Source organism: Methylobacterium sp. J-059, assembly GCF_022829485.1.
Taxonomy (GTDB): Bacteria; Pseudomonadota; Alphaproteobacteria; order Rhizobiales; family Beijerinckiaceae; genus Methylobacterium.
In genome coordinates this window covers 1-15,553 of sequence record NZ_JAKSYA010000141.1, presented here as the reverse complement: position 1 = coordinate 15,553, position 15,553 = coordinate 1, and the positions used below count along the sequence as shown (strand labels likewise).

The 15,553-nt window shown below is 71.0% G+C and carries 14 protein-coding genes and 1 pseudogene; 5 read left to right on the top strand and 10 right to left on the bottom strand.

Going from position 1 to position 15,553, the window contains the following annotated elements; genetic code table 11:
* The 5 genes and pseudogenes from MKK55_RS20875 to MKK55_RS20855 form a co-directional block, all read left to right on the top strand.
* Positions 1 to 267, top strand: a pseudogene (locus tag MKK55_RS20875) (hypothetical protein); the annotation flags it as partial.
* A gap of 48 nt (positions 268 to 315) precedes the next feature.
* Complete coding sequence (bchO, locus tag MKK55_RS20870; RefSeq protein WP_243937452.1) at positions 316 to 1,230, top strand: alpha/beta fold hydrolase BchO; 915 nt, start codon at positions 316 to 318, stop codon at positions 1,228 to 1,230.
* A gap of 51 nt (positions 1,231 to 1,281) precedes the next feature.
* A complete protein-coding gene (locus MKK55_RS20865) occupies positions 1,282 to 2,808 on the top strand; it encodes a phytoene desaturase (protein WP_243937450.1) in 1,527 nt (508 codons plus the stop codon).
* Complete coding sequence (locus tag MKK55_RS20860) at positions 2,789 to 3,877, top strand: phytoene/squalene synthase family protein (protein ID WP_243937448.1); 1,089 nt, start codon at positions 2,789 to 2,791, stop codon at positions 3,875 to 3,877. The genes MKK55_RS20865 and MKK55_RS20860 overlap by 20 nt, the downstream gene beginning before the upstream one ends.
* Positions 3,874 to 4,014, top strand: a complete 141-nt coding sequence (locus MKK55_RS20855; protein WP_187274966.1) for a hypothetical protein — start codon at positions 3,874 to 3,876, stop codon at positions 4,012 to 4,014. The genes MKK55_RS20860 and MKK55_RS20855 overlap by 4 nt, the downstream gene beginning before the upstream one ends.
* Before the next feature lie 77 nt (positions 4,015 to 4,091).
* On the opposite strand, the gene truB is transcribed toward MKK55_RS20855, so the two are convergent.
* The 10 genes from truB to MKK55_RS20805 form a co-directional block, all read right to left on the bottom strand.
* On the bottom strand, positions 4,092 to 5,123 hold the full coding sequence (truB, locus tag MKK55_RS20850) for a tRNA pseudouridine(55) synthase TruB (protein WP_147728626.1): 1,032 nt from the start codon (positions 5,121 to 5,123) through the stop codon (positions 4,092 to 4,094).
* Positions 5,124 to 5,244: 121 nt separating this feature from the next.
* Positions 5,245 to 5,679 (bottom strand): 30S ribosome-binding factor RbfA, encoded by a 435-nt coding sequence (gene rbfA, locus MKK55_RS20845; protein ID WP_243937447.1) that lies wholly within the window; start codon positions 5,677 to 5,679, stop codon positions 5,245 to 5,247.
* 114 nt (positions 5,680 to 5,793) lie between these two features.
* On the bottom strand, positions 5,794 to 8,709 hold the full coding sequence (infB, locus tag MKK55_RS20840; RefSeq protein WP_243937446.1) for a translation initiation factor IF-2: 2,916 nt from the start codon (positions 8,707 to 8,709) through the stop codon (positions 5,794 to 5,796).
* A complete protein-coding gene (locus tag MKK55_RS20835) occupies positions 8,710 to 9,519 on the bottom strand; it encodes an RNA-binding protein (protein ID WP_243937445.1) in 810 nt (269 codons plus the stop codon).
* A gap of 17 nt (positions 9,520 to 9,536) precedes the next feature.
* A complete protein-coding gene (nusA, locus tag MKK55_RS20830; protein ID WP_243937444.1) occupies positions 9,537 to 11,144 on the bottom strand; it encodes a transcription termination factor NusA in 1,608 nt (535 codons plus the stop codon).
* Positions 11,145 to 11,212: 68 nt separating this feature from the next.
* The gene (gene rimP, locus MKK55_RS20825; protein ID WP_147728246.1) at positions 11,213 to 11,992 is read right to left on the bottom strand and encodes a ribosome maturation factor RimP; all 780 of its coding nucleotides are present in this window, start codon (positions 11,990 to 11,992) and stop codon (positions 11,213 to 11,215) included.
* 284 nt (positions 11,993 to 12,276) lie between these two features.
* Complete coding sequence (locus MKK55_RS20820; RefSeq protein ID WP_243937443.1) at positions 12,277 to 13,140, bottom strand: hypothetical protein; 864 nt, start codon at positions 13,138 to 13,140, stop codon at positions 12,277 to 12,279.
* The gene (locus tag MKK55_RS20815) at positions 13,137 to 14,231 is read right to left on the bottom strand and encodes a hypothetical protein (protein WP_243937441.1); all 1,095 of its coding nucleotides are present in this window, start codon (positions 14,229 to 14,231) and stop codon (positions 13,137 to 13,139) included. Before MKK55_RS20815 ends, MKK55_RS20820 begins: the two co-directional genes overlap by 4 nt.
* Before the next feature lie 262 nt (positions 14,232 to 14,493).
* Entirely contained in the window at positions 14,494 to 14,646 is a 153-nt protein-coding gene (locus MKK55_RS20810; protein ID WP_243931665.1) for a hypothetical protein, read from the bottom strand.
* 97 nt (positions 14,647 to 14,743) lie between these two features.
* Positions 14,744 to 15,553 (bottom strand): PQQ-binding-like beta-propeller repeat protein (locus tag MKK55_RS20805; RefSeq protein ID WP_243937440.1); only part of this gene is annotated, 810 nt, incomplete at its 5' end.

Below are 15,553 nucleotides of genomic sequence, written 5' to 3'. Positions count from 1 at the left end.
CCACGAGAGACACTCACTTACACACTCTTCCCATACACGACCCCCTCCCAATCTCCGGGCCGGCCGCCGGCCGCCGAGGACGCGCTCGCCGCGGCCCGGCGCTTCCGCGCGGCGGCGTTCTCCGCGATCCTGATCGACACCGCGCCGCGCCCGCAGGATTCGGCCCGCGCCCTGGCCGAGGCGATGGGCGCCCGCTATCTCCCGTTGCCGCAGGCCGACGCCCGCAAGCTCAGCGCCGCGGTGCGGGCGGCGGGCGCGGCGGCGTGACGGCTCGCATCGGCAGGTCCTTCAGGAAACCAGGTCCTTCAGGAAACCATGACACGCATGTCCGAGGACCGCCCGGACTGGGAGCGCGACGGGCGCGACTGGCCGCATCGCGACGCCAGCCGTTTCGTCGAGGCTTCCGGCCTGCGCTGGCACGTGCAGGCGATGGGGCCGGCCGACGCCCCCGTGCTGCTCCTCGTCCACGGGACGGGCGCGGCGACGCATTCCTGGCGCGGGCTGATGCCGGCCTTGGCCGGGCGCTTCCGCGTGATCGCGCCGGACCTGCCCGGACACGGCTTCACCGATCCGCTGCCGGCCGGGCGCCTGTCGCTTCCCGGCATGGCGTCCGCCCTGGCCGACCTGACGACGCAGCTCGGCGTGAGGCCGGTCGTGGCGGTCGGCCATTCGGCGGGCGCCGCGATCCTGGCCCGGACCTGCCTCGACGCGCGGCTGTCGCCGAGGCTTCTGGTGGCACTGAACGGCGCCCTCAAGCCGTTCCCAGGTCTTGCCTCGATCCTGTTCCCAAGCATGGCGCGGATGCTGTTCCTGAACCGGATGACGCCGAAGATCTTCGCCTGGACGGCGGACCGCACCGCGGTGCAGCGGCTGATCCAGGGCACCGGCTCGCGCCTCGACCCCGTCGGGCTCGACCTCTATCGCCGCCTGTTCCGGAAGCCCGCCCACGTCGCCGGAGCGCTCGGCATGATGGCGAACTGGAACCTCGACGCCCTTGAACGCGCGCTGCCGCGGCTCGGCGTCCGCACGCTGCTCGTCGTCGGCTCCGACGACAAGGCGATCGCGCCCGACACCGCCTTCGCGGTGCGAGACCGCCTGCCCGATGCCCGCGTCGAGCTGATGCGCGGCCTCGGCCACCTCGCGCACGAGGAAGCGCCCGAGCGCGTCGCCACGGCGATCCTCGCGGAGTTCGACGCCCTGACCGCAGCCGAGGCGCCGCGGTCCGCCTGAGCCTCAGAAAGGCCCTTGCCTGAGGTCGGCAATCGACCTTAGTGTCAAACCATGTTGACACTCGATGCGTCGGTACCGTTGACACATGCGGATCGCCGGCCCCACGCCGTCGTCGTGGGCAGCGGCTTCGGCGGGCTCGCCGCCGCGATCCGCCTCGGTGCCCGCGGCTACCGGGTCACGGTGCTGGAACGGCTCGACAAGCCGGGCGGCCGGGCCCGCGTCCACCGGCAGGACGGCTTCACCTTCGATGCCGGCCCGACCATCGTCACCGCGCCGTTCCTGTTCGAGGAACTCTGGACGCTGTGCGGGCGCCGCATGGCGGACGACGTCACCCTGGTGCCGATGCGGCCCTACTACCGCATCCGGTTCGACGACGGCGCCACCTTCGACTATTCCGGCGACCTGGCCGCCATGCGGGCGGAGGTCGCCAAGTTCTCGCCCGCCGACGTCGCCGGCTACGAGCGCTTCATGGCGCAGAGCGAGGCCATCTTCCGCGTCGGCTTCGAAGAGCTCGGCCACGTGCCCTTCGGCCGGATCCGGGACATGCTGCGGATCGCGCTGGACCTCGTGCGGCTCGGCGGCCACCGCAGCGTCTACGACGTGGTGGCGAAGTACATCCGCGACGAGCGCCTGCGGACCATCTTCAGCTTCCACCCGCTGCTGATCGGCGGCAGCCCGTTCCGGGCGAGCGCGATCTACTGCCTGATCGCCCATCTCGAGCGGCGCTGGGGCGTGCACTTCGCCATGGGCGGCACCGGCCGCCTCGTCGACGGCCTCGTCGGCCTGATCGCGGGGCAGGGGGGCACCCTGCGCTGCGACGCGGAGGTCGCCGAGATCACCGTCGCCCGCGGCGCGGCCACCGGCGTGCGCCTGGCCGACGGCACGACGATCGCCGCCGACATCGTCGTCTCGAACGCCGATTCCGCCCACACCTACCGCAATCTGGTCCCGGCATCGGCCAGACGGCGCTGGACCGATCGCAAGGTCGACAAGGCCCATTCCTCCATGGGCCTGTTCGTCTGGTACTTCGGAACGAAGCGGAAATATCCGGACGTCGCCCACCACACCATCCTGATGGGGCCGCGCTACCGCGCGCTGATCGACGACATCTTCCGCAGGAAGCACCTCGCCGACGACTTCTCGCTCTATCTCCACCGGCCGACCGAGACCGACCCGATGCTGGCGCCGCCGGGATGCGACGCGTTCTACGTGCTCTCGCCGGTGCCGAACCTCGCCGGCGGCCAGGATTGGGCGGCGCTCGCCGAGCCCTACCGCCGCCGCATCGAGGCGTCCCTCGAGGCGACCGTGCTGCCGGGCCTCTCGGCCGAGATCGTCACCTCGAAGGTGACGACGCCGCAGGATTTCCGCGACGATTTCCTGAGCTTCCGCGGCTCCGGCTTCGGGCTGGAGCCGGTGCTGACGCAGTCGGCGTGGTTCCGTCCGCACAACGCCTCGGAAGACGTGCGCAACCTGTTCCTCGTCGGCGCCGGAACCCATCCCGGCGCCGGCCTGCCCGGCGTCCTGTCCACGGCCCGCGTCCTCGATACGGTGGTTCCCGATGCGCGCGTCTTCGCCTGAGTCGCTTCCGGCCGCGTTCCTGGCCGCCCTGCGCCCGGCCTCGTCGCACGCGTCGGAGGCCGACCACGCCGCCTGCCGCGCCGCGATCCGGGCGGGGTCGCGCAGCTTCTACGCCGCCGCACACCTGCTGCCGCCGCGCGTCCGGCGCGCGGCCTACGGGCTCTACGCCTTCTGCCGGTTGTCGGACGATCTCGTCGACGACGCGGAGGCCGGCGCGGCGCCCGGGGCGGTGCTTCGGCTCGATGCACGGCTCGCGCGCATCCATGCCGGCCACCCCGCCGACGATGCCGCCGACCGGGCGCTCGCCGACGTCGTCGCCGACCACGCGATCCCGCAGGCGCTGCCGGCGGCGTTGCTCGAAGGCCTCGCCTGGGACTCCGAAGGGCGGCGCTACGCGACCTTGAGCGCGCTCTGCGCCTACGCCGCCCGCGTCGCGGCCTCCGTCGGCGCGACGATGACGCTGATCATGGGCGTGCGCGATGCCGACGTGCTGGCGCGGGCCTGCGACCTCGGCGTGGCGATGCAGCTCACCAACATCGCCCGCGACGTCGGCGAGGATGCGCGGGCCGGCCGCCTCTACCTGCCGCTCGACTGGCTCGACGAGGCCGGCATCGATCCGGACGCGTTCCTGGCCGAGCCGGTCGCGACGGACGCGCTGCGCGACGTGGTCGCCCGGCTGCTCGCCGCCGCGGACGTGCTCTACGCCCGCTCGGAGGCCGGCATTGGCGGCCTGCCGCTCGCCTGCCGTCCGGCGATCCGGGCCGCGCGCCTGATCTATGCCGAGATCGGTACGGAGATCGTCCGGAACGGGTTCGACAGCGTCACCCGGCGCGCCCGCGTCGGGGCGGGGCGCAAGCTGCAGCTGCTCGCCCGCGCCGCGCTGCCGCTCGGTGGCGGCACCGAGCGCGACGCGCCGAGCCTGCCCGAGACCGCCTATCTCATCGAGGCCGTGCCGACGCGCACGCCCTTGGCCCGCCCCTGGTGGGACATCCCGGGCCAGGCGGTGCGGGTGCTCGAGATGATTGAGGCGTTGCGCGAGCGTGAGGCGACGGGGCGCGAGCCGGCGTGAGCGACCCGCTCTTCGCCGCCTTCGACATCGGGCTGGTCTTCGCGCTCGCCCTCGGGCTGGCGATCTGGCAGCTCGTCGCGCTCAGGCGCGGCATCCGGCGGGACCGCGCGGCGGCGAAGGTGGACCGCGGAGAGTAGCTCCAGGAGAGTTCCGACCTGCGCATTTCCCTCCCCCTCTGCGGGGGAGGAAAGAAGGCCCGTTCACGCCATCGACGTCAGGATGCCCGGCCGGCGGCCGTTCCGCCGAGGTGGAACACCCGGTGGGGCACCAGCTCGCCGCGCTCGACGTCGCCCACCGCGACGAGGATGCCGCCGCAGGTCGCGAAGATCTTGCCCTCGACCGGCGCGTCGCGGCCGCGCAGGATCACCGACTGGCCGCGCATCAGGCGCATCGCCATGTCGCGCGAGACCGAGACGGAGGGGATCGCGTCGAGGGCGGTCTCGACCGGCATCAGGTGGGCGAGGCTGCCCTCGGGCCCGGCGGCGTCGAGCCCGGCGACGTTGCAGGAATCGGCCTCCGCGAACGGCCCGACCCGGGTGCGGCGCAGGGCCGAGACGTGGCCGCGGCAGCCGAGCATGCGCCCGAGGTCGCGCGCGAGCGCCCGGACGTAGGTGCCCTTGCCGCACTCGGCCTCGATCACCGTGCGGTCGGTCTCGTGCTCGACCACCGCGAGGCGATCAATCTGGACGGGACGCGCCACCAGCTCGACCACCTCGCCGTCGCGGGCGAGGTCGTAGGCGCGCTCGCCCTGGATCTTGATCGCCGAGTAGCGCGGCGGCACCTGCTCGATCGCGCCGACGAAGCTCGGCAGGGCGGCCTCGACCGCCGCGCGGGTCGGGCGGTCCTCGCTCGTCGCCACCGGGCGGCCCTCGGCGTCGTCGGTGTCGGTCTCGATGCCCCAGCTCACGGTGAAGCGGTAGGCCTTGCGGCCGTCCATCACGAAGGGGACGGTCTTGGTGGCCTCGCCGAGCGCGATCGGCAGGATCCCGGATGCCAGCGGATCGAGGGTGCCGGCATGCCCCGCCTTCTTGGCGTTGAAGGCGCGCTTCACCACCGCGACCGCGTGCGTCGAGGTCATGCCGACGCCCTTGTCGAGGATGACCCAGCCCGACACGTCGCGCTTCTTCGGCCGGTCGGGCCGCGGACCGCCGCGGGACGGGCGACGGCCCTCCTCGCTGCGGCGCTCGCCCGAAGACGGCATCTCGGGCGCGGAGACCGGATGCTCGGAGGTCGGGACGTCGTTCATGGAAACCTCGGTCGGCATCATGCTTTTTTACGTCAATCGGCGAAACGGAATCTGGATCGGTGCGCGCCCTCCTGCCGGTGCCGCGCCGCGATGGCGTCTTCGATCGGGTCGGGGCCGGCCCTCACGAGCGCCCCCCGCCGACCTCCGCGTCGTCCTCGTCCGGCGCTCCCTTGTCGAGGTCGCGCTGGACGCGCTCGTTGCGCAGCAGCGCGTCGATCCGCGCGGCCTCGTCGAACGTGTCGTCGCGCAGGAAGCGCAGCTCGGGGGCGAATTTGAGGTTCACCCGCCGGGCCACCTCCTGCCGGAGCGCCTTGCGGTTGCGCTCGAGCGCGGCGATCACCGGCGCCTCGTCCATGCCGCCGAGCGGCATCACGTAGGCGGTGGCGAGCTTGAGGTCGGGCGACATCCGAACTTCCGGCACGGTCACCACGTGGGTGCCGAGGACCGGATCCTGGATGTCGCCGCGCTGGAGCACCTCGGCCAGCGCGTGGCGCACGAGCTCGGCGACGCGCTGCTGGCGCTGGGTGGGGCCGTTCGGGTTGGGTTTCTGAGCCATGGTCTTCTGCGGTCCGGCACCGGGTCGTCGAGCAGACGAGGCAGGACTGGAGTACGAAAAAAGACGGCCGCGGCAGGAGCCGCGGCCGCCGTGTCGATGCGCTGTCGAACGCGATCAGAGCGTGCGGCGGATCTCTTCGACCCGGTAGCACTCGATGGTGTCGCCGGCGCGCATGTTCTCGAAGTTCTCGAACGCCATGCCGCAATCCTGGCCCGACGTGACTTCCTTCACGTCGTCCTTGAAGCGCTTCAGGGTCGAGAGCTTGCCCTCGTGGATCACCACGCTGTCGCGGATCAGGCGGACATGGGCGCCGCGCTGGACCACGCCGTCGGAGACGCGGCAACCGGCGACCTTGCCGACCTTCGAGACCTCGAAGATCTCCTGGATGAAGGCTTCGCCCAGGCGCTCCTCGCGGAGCGTCGGAGGCAGCATGCCCGACAGGGTCGCTTTGATGTCGTCCACGAGGTCGTAGATGATGTTGTAGTAGCGGATCTCGACGTCGTTGCGCTCGGCGAGCTCCCGCGCTTCCTTGTGGGCACGGATGTTGAAGCCGATCACCACCGCCTTAGAGGCGGTCGCGAGGGTCACGTCCGACTCGGTGATGCCGCCGACGCCGGCGAGCAGGATCCGGGCCGAGACCTCGTCGTTGCCGAGCTTCTCCAACGCGCCCGAGATCGCCTCGACCGAGCCCTGCACGTCGCCCTTGATGATGACGGGCAGCTCCTTGCGGCCGGCGCCTTCCTTCAGGTCGCGCATCATGTCGACGAGCGAGCGGTTGGCGCCGCCGGTGCGGGCGTTCTGGCGCTCGCGCTTCGTCCGGGCACGATACTCCGTGACCTCGCGGGCGCGGGCCTCGCTCGGCACCACGATCACGCGGTCGCCGGCATCCGGCGTGCCGTTGAAGCCGAGGACCTCCACCGGGACCGACGGTCCCGCGTACTGGATGTTCTCGCCCTGGTCGTCGATGAGCGCGCGGACGCGGCCCCATTCGGCGCCGGCGACGACGATGTCGCCGGTGAACAGGGTGCCGCGCTGCACGAGCACGGTCGCGACGGGGCCGCGGCCGCGATCGAGCTTGGCCTCGATGACCGTGCCCTCGCCGTCGCGCTTCTCGTTGGCGCGCAGGTTCATGATCTCGGCCTGCAGCTGCAGGCCCTCGAGCAGGTCGGGCAGGCCGTCGCCGGTCTTGGCCGAAACCTCGAACTCCAGCGTCTCGCCGCCCATCGACTCGACCTGGATGTCGTGCTGGAGCAGCTCGGTGCGGACCCGCTGCGGGTTCGCCTCGGGCTTGTCAATCTTGTTGATCGCCAGGATCAGCGGAACGCCCGCCGCCTTGGCGTGCTGGATCGCCTCGATCGTCTGGGGCATCACGCCGTCGTCGGCCGCCACCACGAGCACGACGATGTCCGTCACCTTGGCGCCGCGGGCGCGCATGGAGGTGAAGGCTGCGTGGCCGGGGGTGTCGATGAAGGTGATCATGTCGCCCGACGGCGACGCGACCTGGTAGGCGCCGATGTGCTGGGTGATGCCGCCAGCCTCGCCCTCGACCACGTTCTCCTTGCGGATCGCGTCGAGGAGCGACGTCTTGCCGTGGTCGACGTGGCCCATGATCGTGACGACCGGAGGACGGGGATCGAGATCCTCGTCGAGATCCGGCTCGTCGGAGGTCAGGCCCTCTTCCACGTCCGACTCGGCGACGCGGCGCACGGTGTGACCCATCTCCTCGGCGATGAGCTGCGCCGAATCCGAGTCGATCACGTCGGTGATCTTGTGGATCTCGCCCTGCTTCATCAGCAGGCGGATCACGTCGACCGCCCGCTCCGACATGCGGTTGGCGAGCTCCTGGATCGTGATCGTCTCCGGGATCGTCACCTCACGCGACAGCTTCTCCTTCTGCTCGACCTGCCGGCTTCCGCTCATGCGCTGCTGGCGACGGCGGAAGGAGGCGATCGAGCGGGTGCGCTCGTCCTCGCCGGACGTCGCTGTCGCGATGGTTAGGCGGCCGCGGTTGCGGTCGCCGCCGGGCTGCTTGGGCGTCTTCGGCGGCGTGATGATCTTCAGCGGCATGCCGGGACGGCGGATGACGCGCTTGGTCTCGCTCTCGTCCTCGTTCGCCGCCGGGCGGCCGGCCGGACGCGCAGCGGTCCCCGCGGGCCGTGCCGCGGTGGTCGGGCTCGCGCTCTTCTCGGGCTCGGGCGCCGGGGCGGGGCGCGCCATGAAGTTCAGGTTCTGCGGCTTGCGCACGTCCGCGGTGATGGTCTTGCGCGGCTCGGCCGGGGTCGGACGCGCGGTCAGCGGTGGCCGTGCGGCGGCCGGCGCAGGACGCGCGGCCCCGGCGGCGGGACGCGCCGCCTGCGGAGCGGCAGGCGTCGCAGCCGCGGCCGGACGCGGAGCCGGTGCGGGCTTGGCGGCCGCGGGCGCGGCGGCGACCGGAGCGGCCGCAGGCGCGGCGACCTGATCGGAAGCTTGCGCCGGCGCGGCGGCAGGCTCGGGCGCCTTGGCCGGCGCCGCCTCGGCGGCGGCACGTGCCTCGGCGGCGGCAGCGGCTTCGGCGGCGCGCTGCTTCTCCTCCTCCTGGCGACGCGCCTCCTCGGCGCGCTTGGCGGCGGCGGCAGCCTCGCGCTCGCGCTCCTCGGCTGCGGCCTGGGCGCGCTGCGCCTCGGCGGCGGCCTCGGCCTGGCGGCGGGCTTCCTGCTCGCGGCGCTGCGCGTCGGCGAGCGCTGCGGCGCGCGCCGAGCTTTCCTGCTCGCTCAGCGTGCGCAGCACGACGCCGGACGCGGACCGCTGCGCCGGGCGCGGGGCGACCGGCGGCGGAGGCGGGGCGACCCGTGTCGGGGCCGCGATGGGGGCGACGGGCGCCGGCGCCGCGCCGATCACGCGGCGCTTCACCGTCTCGACCACGACCTGCTTGGAGCGGCCGTGGGAGAAGCTCTGGCGCACGGTCCCCTGTTCGATCGGGCGCTTCAAGGAAAGCGGCTTCGCAGGAGTCTTGCTCAGAGTCTTGTCGCCCGGATTATTCGTATCGCTCATTCAGCCTGAACCCTGAGGGTTTCCATCGTCGCGTGAACCGGCAACCCGCGGAGCGCCGGCCTGATCCGTCACGGCATCGTCTTGCAGAGGGGGAGCATCCCCGCCGTATCCGGCGGATCCGCGCTCCTCGATCGCCGCGGCGACGCCCTCGAAGGAGCGTAGCCGACGCCAACGCGCCAGGCAGCCGGCGGCCCCGACTCCTGCGACGAGCGCAGCGTGTATCACATGATCCCGACCCAAGGCCATGTCCAATTCGTCTTCGGACAAGTCGTCAACGATCGGTATGCGGGATATGGCATCGCCGTGCCGCCGGTGCAATGCCGCCGCGATCTTGCGGCGACCGTCGGGCGCGGCGTCCGACGCATGGATCACGGCAGCGACGCGCGGCTGCGCGCCGATCGCCGCCTCGACCTTGGTGAAGCCGGTCACGATGCAGCCGGCCTTGTTGGCCAGCGCGATCGCCTGCCGCAGGTCGGCCCGCAACCCCTCGGCGATCCGGTCGGGCAGGTCGGCGGAGGCTGTCGCGCCTTGCGTCTTGAACGCCCGGTTGAACGCCCGCTTCCTCACGGCCGTCGCGACGTCCTCGCGGCGCGCGCTGACCCAGGCGCCGCGGCCGGGAAGCCGGGCGCGCAGGTCCGGCACGACGGCGCCGTCCGGCCCGAGGACGAAGCGGATCATCGCGTCGGGCGCCTGCGCGGTGCGCGTGACGATGCAGGTGCGCAGCGCGCCCTGTCGGCCACGATTCGGCCCGGCATCGAGGACGACGTCCTCGACGCCCTCGTCAGCCGGCGGCTGAGCGGCCTGAATCATCGCCCGACCTCGCGTCGTCAGTTGGCCTCGGCCTCGGCGGACTCCGCCGCGTCCTCGGTCGCCTCGGGCTCGGGCAGCGCCTCGATCCAGCCGGCGCGAAGGCGGGCGGCCATGATCATGGCCTCGGCCTCGGCGCGCGAGACCTCGAAGCCGTCGAGGTAGCCGGCGTGGCGCTTGGCCTCCGGCCCGCGGCCCTCGGTGTAGCCGACGAGGTCGTCGGTGGCGCAGCCGGCCAGATCCTCGATCGTCTTCACGTCGTTCTCGCCGAGCGAGACCAGCATCGGCGTGGTCAGGCCGTCGATCTCGCGCAGCTCGTCCTGCACGCCGAGCTCGGTGCGGCGGTCGTCGTGCTCCTGCTCGATCCGGGCGAGGTGATCCTGGGCGCGGGCCTGGATCTCGGCGCCGGTCTCCTCGTCGAGGCCCTGGATCGAGGACAGCTCTTGGATGTCGACGTAGGCGATCTCCTCGACGTTGCGGAAGCCTTCCGCCGCGAGCAGCTGGCCGACGGTCTCGTCGACGTCGAGCGCACCCATGAACACGGTGGTGCGCTCGGCGAACTCCTTCTGGCGGCGCTCGCTCTCCTCGGCCTCGGTCAGGATGTCGATGTCCCAGCCGGTGAGCTGCGAGGCCAGGCGCACGTTCTGGCCGCGGCGGCCGATGGCGAGCGAGAGCTGGTCGTCGGGCACCACGACCTCGATGCGGTCGGCCTCCTCGTCGAGCACCACCTTGACGACCTCGGCCGGCTGCAGCGCGTTGACGATGAAGGTCGCCTGGTCCTCCGACCACGGGATGATGTCGATCTTCTCGCCCTGGAGCTCGCCGACCACCGCCTGGACGCGCGAGCCGCGCATGCCGACGCAGGCGCCGACCGGATCGATCGAGCCGTCGCGCGAGATCACCGCGATCTTGGCGCGCGAGCCCGGATCGCGGGCGACCGCCTTCACCTCGACGATGCCGTCGTAGATCTCCGGCACTTCCTGGCCGAAGAGCTTCGCCATGAACTGCGGATGCGAGCGCGACAGGAAGATCTGCGGGCCGCGCACCTCGCGGCGCACGTCGAACAGGTACGAGCGGATGCGGTCGCCGGGGCGGAAGGTCTCGCGCGGGATCATCTCGTCGCGCCGGACGATGCCCTCGCCGCGGCCGAGGTCGACGATGACGTTGCCGTACTCGACGCGCTTGACGAGGCCGTTCACGATCTCGCCGATGCGGTCCTTGTACTCGTCGAACTGGCGGTCCCGCTCGGCGTCGCGCACCTTCTGGACGATGACCTGCTTGGCCGACTGGGCCGCCACGCGGCCGAAATCGAACGGCGGCAGGGTGTCGGAGATCACGTCGCCGACGAGCGCGCCGGGATTGTAGCGCCGGGCCTGGTCGAGGGTGATCTCGCGGGCGTCGTTCTCGACGAGGTCGACCACGAGGAGGTGGCGGGAGAGCCGCAGCGCCCCGGTCTTGTTGTCGATCTCGGCGTGCACGTCGGTCTCGGCGCCGTAGCGCGAGCGGGCCGCCTTGGCGATCGCCTCCTCCATCGCGTCGATCACGATGGAGCGATCGATCACCTTCTCGCGGGCGACCGCGTCGGCGATCTGCAGGAGTTCGAGCCGGTTGGCGCTGACGACGGCCATCTGTGTCGGTCCTTCTCTTGGGGTGCCGCCCCGGTCGCCGCTTTGCAAGCGGGGCGGGCGGCGATGCTCTAGTGAAGCGAGTCGCGGTCCTTCAGGCGGGCCGCCTTGGTGGTCACGGGCTTCTTGGGCGCGTCCGAAGCGGGCTTCGGCTTGGCCGCCTTGGGCTTGGCGGAAGCCTTCTGCCGCTTCGGGAACGGCGCCGGCGGAAGGGCCGGGGCGTCTTCCGCCTCGTCGTCGTCGAGCGCCTCGTCGAGGTCCTGCACCGGGCCTCCGCCGCGCCGCAGCGACTCGCGCACGAGCTCGTCCGTGAGCACCAGATGCGCATCGGCGAGGTCGCGCAGCGGCAGCGAGACCCGGCTCGGCAGGCCTTCCTTGACGTCGGGCAGGTCGACCGGGACGGTGAGCGCCGCCGCGTCCGGCTCGCCGATGATCCCGCGGAAGCGCTTGCGGCCGCCGAGCGGCACGGCGAGCTCGATCTTGGCCTCGTAGCCGGCCCAGCGGGCGAAGTCGGAGACCCGGACCAGCGGACGGTCGATGCCGGGTGAGGAGATCTCGAGATAGTAGGCGATGCCGACCGGGTCATCGAGGTCGAGGATCGGCGAGATCGCGCGGCTTACGGTCTCGCACTCGTCGATGGACATCGAGCCGTCCGGCCGCTCGGCCATGATCTGCACGGTGCAGCCGTTCGCGCTCGACACCTTGACCCGCACGAGGCGGAAGCCGAGCCCCTCGATCGGACCCTCGATCACCTGCGCCACGCGCGCGGCGACGCCGGTCTCGCGGACCAGACGCTTCTCCGTCGGCTCAGCCGACGGCTCGGGCGAGGGGACGGCGGTCGGCTCTGACATTACTGCGCTCAGGATCGGGCTCGCTGATGGGGCGGCGCTCCGGAGGACAGGAGAGGGGCTTGCGGCAATAAAAAAGAGCGGACCCGGTGGGGCCCACTCCCGAACCGCAGCCTCGCGACTGCAACCAGAACTGATGAGGAACGATCTAGCGGGTGAACGCGAAGAATTCAAGCGTTTTCCGGCTGCGCGTCGCCTCGACCCGAAGCAGCCGGACGACCCGGGAATCGCTCGAGGAGCGATCCTGGACCGTGGAAGGGCCTCTGTGAGGTCGGATCGACGGTCGCTCAGGCCAGCCCCTCCTCGATGGGAAACGGCGTCGGCTCCCACCAGCGCTCGGCCTGGTGGAAGCGCGCCGCCTCGGCCTCCCAGCGGTGAAGGATCGCCGCGATGGCCGCGCGGTCGCCGGTGCGGAGCGGTTCGACGATCTCGAGGATGCGGCGGCGGCAGCGCCGGTAGTCGGTGCAGCGGCCGGCCTTCTCCCAGGCCTCGATGGCGCGCTGCGTGCGCGCGCCGCGCTTGGGATAGTCGAGGATCTCGGGCGGCTCGTAATCGCCGTAAGTGTCGCTCTCGTACCACCGCCAGATCCGGCCCAGGAACTCGCGCGCCTCGTCCAGCGCGCCCTCCGCGAGCGCGATCGCCATGCGCTGCTGGTCGTAAAGGCCGCGGCTCGGGACGATGTGGCTTCGGTAGAAGTCCAGGTAGGCGTGGTGGTCGAGGGCCATCGGGCGCAGCAGCGGCAGGACCTGCTCCTCGACCGCGCGCGTGAAGATGCGGCCGATTTCGGGATCTGCCCACGCGAAGTCCCCGACCGTGGCCGCCCAGGCGGCAAGCTGGGGAAATTCCGGCCTGCGCTCGTAATCGGGCTGGAGGAAGTAGTCCCGCGTGAAGGGGGCAGGTAGGGGCTCGCGTCGGAACCCCTCGGAAAAACTGCCGACATTCCAATCCCAGTTCGCGCCACTCCAGTACAAGGGCGCGATACTGAACCTGGGCCAAAATACATCGGCAGACCTGCCGCGATAGATGTAGATCTGCGCGATACAATGGCGGATCGGGCGGATCCAGATCGCATACGGATTCACTTGGACCCAATCCGGATTGTGCTTCAGCACGTCTCGAAAAATTCGAGCCAACTGCTTCTTGGTGGTCATCGCGACTCCCGCATCTGTATGACGATGATCCGCTGCGTTTTGGGGAACAGCATCTTGGCCCTGGTCGCGTAACGCACCGAATCGGACCAACCGAGGCCGCGAAGCCCCGTCTTGTAGTCGTAGACGCAGGCGACGGTCGGCTGTGGGCTATGAAACTGGTCAAGGCGGCTCGTGCCGGACTGACCATACGAGCCTTCGCCTCCAGTCTTGAGAATCGACAGCTCCGATTTGAAATCGGCGATGTTCTGGGCTTTTGCCCAACGATCCATCAGCACGTGGATCGCGGTGCCGATGGCTTGCGGCGTTCGATACGCGCCACTTTGTCGAACCGCCGTGGCGACCGCGTCGAGCTGGGTCTGGATCTCACCGGTCTTCGGGCAGGCGGCGTCGAGGGATGCCTGGTCGAGCTGACCGACCCAGATCGCCGGCATGTGCTCGAAGTCCTCGGCGCCACGGAACTCGTGCGCCGTGGTGCCGAGGACGGTGCCGTAGCGACCCCGCTGCGCCGAAAGCGTCGCGAAGAGCGTGCCGGTGAGCTCGAGCGTCCGTAGGACCCGAACGGCTGCCAGGGCGAGCGGAACCGCCTGCAGGAAGGCGGGCTGCACCGTCGCGTCCGGCTCGGCACCGTTCGCCGTGAAGGTGCTGCGCCCCAGGATCTCGCCGGAGACGCCGTCGCGGATCGTCTGCGTCGCGCCGAGGGTCTCGAAGACCCGGCTCTCGCCGTCCGGCGCGGTGACCGCGTGCTGCTCGTCGAAGTCGCGCCGGCCGGCGCGGATGCGGATCGAGAGGATGCGGGTGCCGTCGTCGAGACGGGTCTCCTCGCGGGTCTGGGTGGGCTCGGCTGCGGGCATCTGTGCCCATTGCGGCTTGATCAGCCGCAGCACGTCCGGATCGACGGCGTTCCCATCCCCACCGCCGCCGGCAATCCATTGCCCACCGTTAGGCTGACCGAAAGGAGCGCGCGGCTGGTCGGACCAATCCTTTCGCCGGAGTACCTGCTCCAGGCGGAGCAGCTTCGTGTCGAGGGAGAGCCCGGCCAGAAGCCCCTTCAGTTGCCGGACCTCTTCACCGATCCTCGGTTGTCTGGCCATGGCATCGATCCGAATCGCCTTCGATGAGGATCATTTACCGGAACAAAGCGGGAATGTACAGTTTATTTTCCTATTTTAAATTCGCTTATGGACTAAGCTCCTGGGCCGGATCGGCGTCGGGGGAGGGAGACACGAAAACCGGCACGGAGCCGACGCGGGTCCGGCTTTCGGGCGGCCAACCCTTGCGTCTCGACCTGGGCCGCGCGCCGGCGCCCGGTGCGCCGATCGGGCAGCGCCCGGACGGAACGCTGTGAGATCTGCCTCAGCGCGAGGCCGCCGCGTAGGACACGACCGGCGGAGTCAGCTGCGCGGTCCGTTCGGTCCGCGCCACGGCGACGATCCACACGGTCAGCACGATCGCGACGAGAAGGTCGCGCAGGCGCAGGCGTCGCGGCGTGGCAGGCGAATCCGGCATCGAATCGATCGGCTCCTCGAACGGGAGCGACATCGTGCGACGCGCATGTTTCTGCTTGATGTGGGAAATTCACCCACAGATTGGTATCGCAGCCTCGTCACCGCACGGGCAAGGCGAAGACGGTGAGCTGGCCGCCGAGCGCGGTATAATCCGACAGTGCCGCGTACCCGCCGACCGCGCCGGCGCCGTCCGCCGGGTCGGTGAGGCCGGCGGCCAGGCCGATCCCGGCCCAGCCGCCGACACCCGAGAGCACCGCCACGTACTGACGGCCCCCGTGCCGGTAGGTCATCACGTTGCCGACGATGCCCGACGGGGTCTTGAACTTGTACAGCTCCTCGCCCGTCGTCGCGTCGACGGCCTTCAGGTAGCCCTCGAGCGTGCCGTAGAAGACCACGCCGCCGGCGGTGGCGAGGGCGCCCGACCAGACCGAGAACGGCTCGGGCAGGGACCATGCGATCCGCCCCGCGACGCCGTCCCAGGCGACGAACGCGCCGGTGCGGGACTCGCCCGGCGGCGGCTGCAGCCCGACGGTGGCGCCGACATAGGGCACGCCCGTCGTGTAGGTGACGTGGAACGGCTCGTAGCTCATGCAGATGTGGTTGGTGGGCACGTAGAACAGCCCCGTGCCGGGCGAGAACGCCGCCGGCTGCTGGTTCTTCGCCCCGATCGCGCCGGGGCAGATGCCGGTGGTGGTCTCGTCCTCGCCGGTCCGCTCGGGCGAGTAGCGTTCGGCGACGATCGGCCGGCCGTAGCCGGGGGACGCCCGGTCCATATCGACCTTGGAGGCCCAGTTGACGACCGGGTCGAACTTCTCGGCGACGAGGAGTTCGCCGGTGGCGCGGTTGAGTGTGTAGCCGAAGCCGTTGCGGTCGAAGTGGGTCAGCAGCGGGGTCTCCTTGCCGCCGAC

Bases quoted from the DNA above. Each gene is read 5' to 3' on its own strand.
- MKK55_RS20865 (WP_243937450.1), top strand. From the start codon at position 1,282: ATGTTGACACTCGATGCGTCGGTACCGTTGACACATGCGGATCGCCGG.
- rbfA (WP_243937447.1), bottom strand. From the start codon at position 5,679: ATGGCTCAGAAACCCAACCCGAACGGCCCCACCCAGCGCCAGCAGCGC.
- rimP (WP_147728246.1), bottom strand. From the start codon at position 11,992: ATGTCAGAGCCGACCGCCGTCCCCTCGCCCGAGCCGTCGGCTGAGCCG.
- truB (WP_147728626.1), bottom strand. From the start codon at position 5,123: ATGAACGACGTCCCGACCTCCGAGCATCCGGTCTCCGCGCCCGAGATG.
- MKK55_RS20860 (WP_243937448.1), top strand. From the start codon at position 2,789: ATGCGCGCGTCTTCGCCTGAGTCGCTTCCGGCCGCGTTCCTGGCCGCC.
- MKK55_RS20810 (WP_243931665.1), bottom strand. From the start codon at position 14,646: ATGCCGGATTCGCCTGCCACGCCGCGACGCCTGCGCCTGCGCGACCTT.
- MKK55_RS20820 (WP_243937443.1), bottom strand. From the start codon at position 13,140: ATGACCACCAAGAAGCAGTTGGCTCGAATTTTTCGAGACGTGCTGAAG.
- bchO (WP_243937452.1), top strand. From the start codon at position 316: ATGACACGCATGTCCGAGGACCGCCCGGACTGGGAGCGCGACGGGCGC.
- infB (WP_243937446.1), bottom strand. From the start codon at position 8,709: ATGAGCGATACGAATAATCCGGGCGACAAGACTCTGAGCAAGACTCCT.
- nusA (WP_243937444.1), bottom strand. From the start codon at position 11,144: ATGGCCGTCGTCAGCGCCAACCGGCTCGAACTCCTGCAGATCGCCGAC.
- MKK55_RS20835 (WP_243937445.1), bottom strand. From the start codon at position 9,519: ATGATTCAGGCCGCTCAGCCGCCGGCTGACGAGGGCGTCGAGGACGTC.
- MKK55_RS20815 (WP_243937441.1), bottom strand. From the start codon at position 14,231: ATGGCCAGACAACCGAGGATCGGTGAAGAGGTCCGGCAACTGAAGGGG.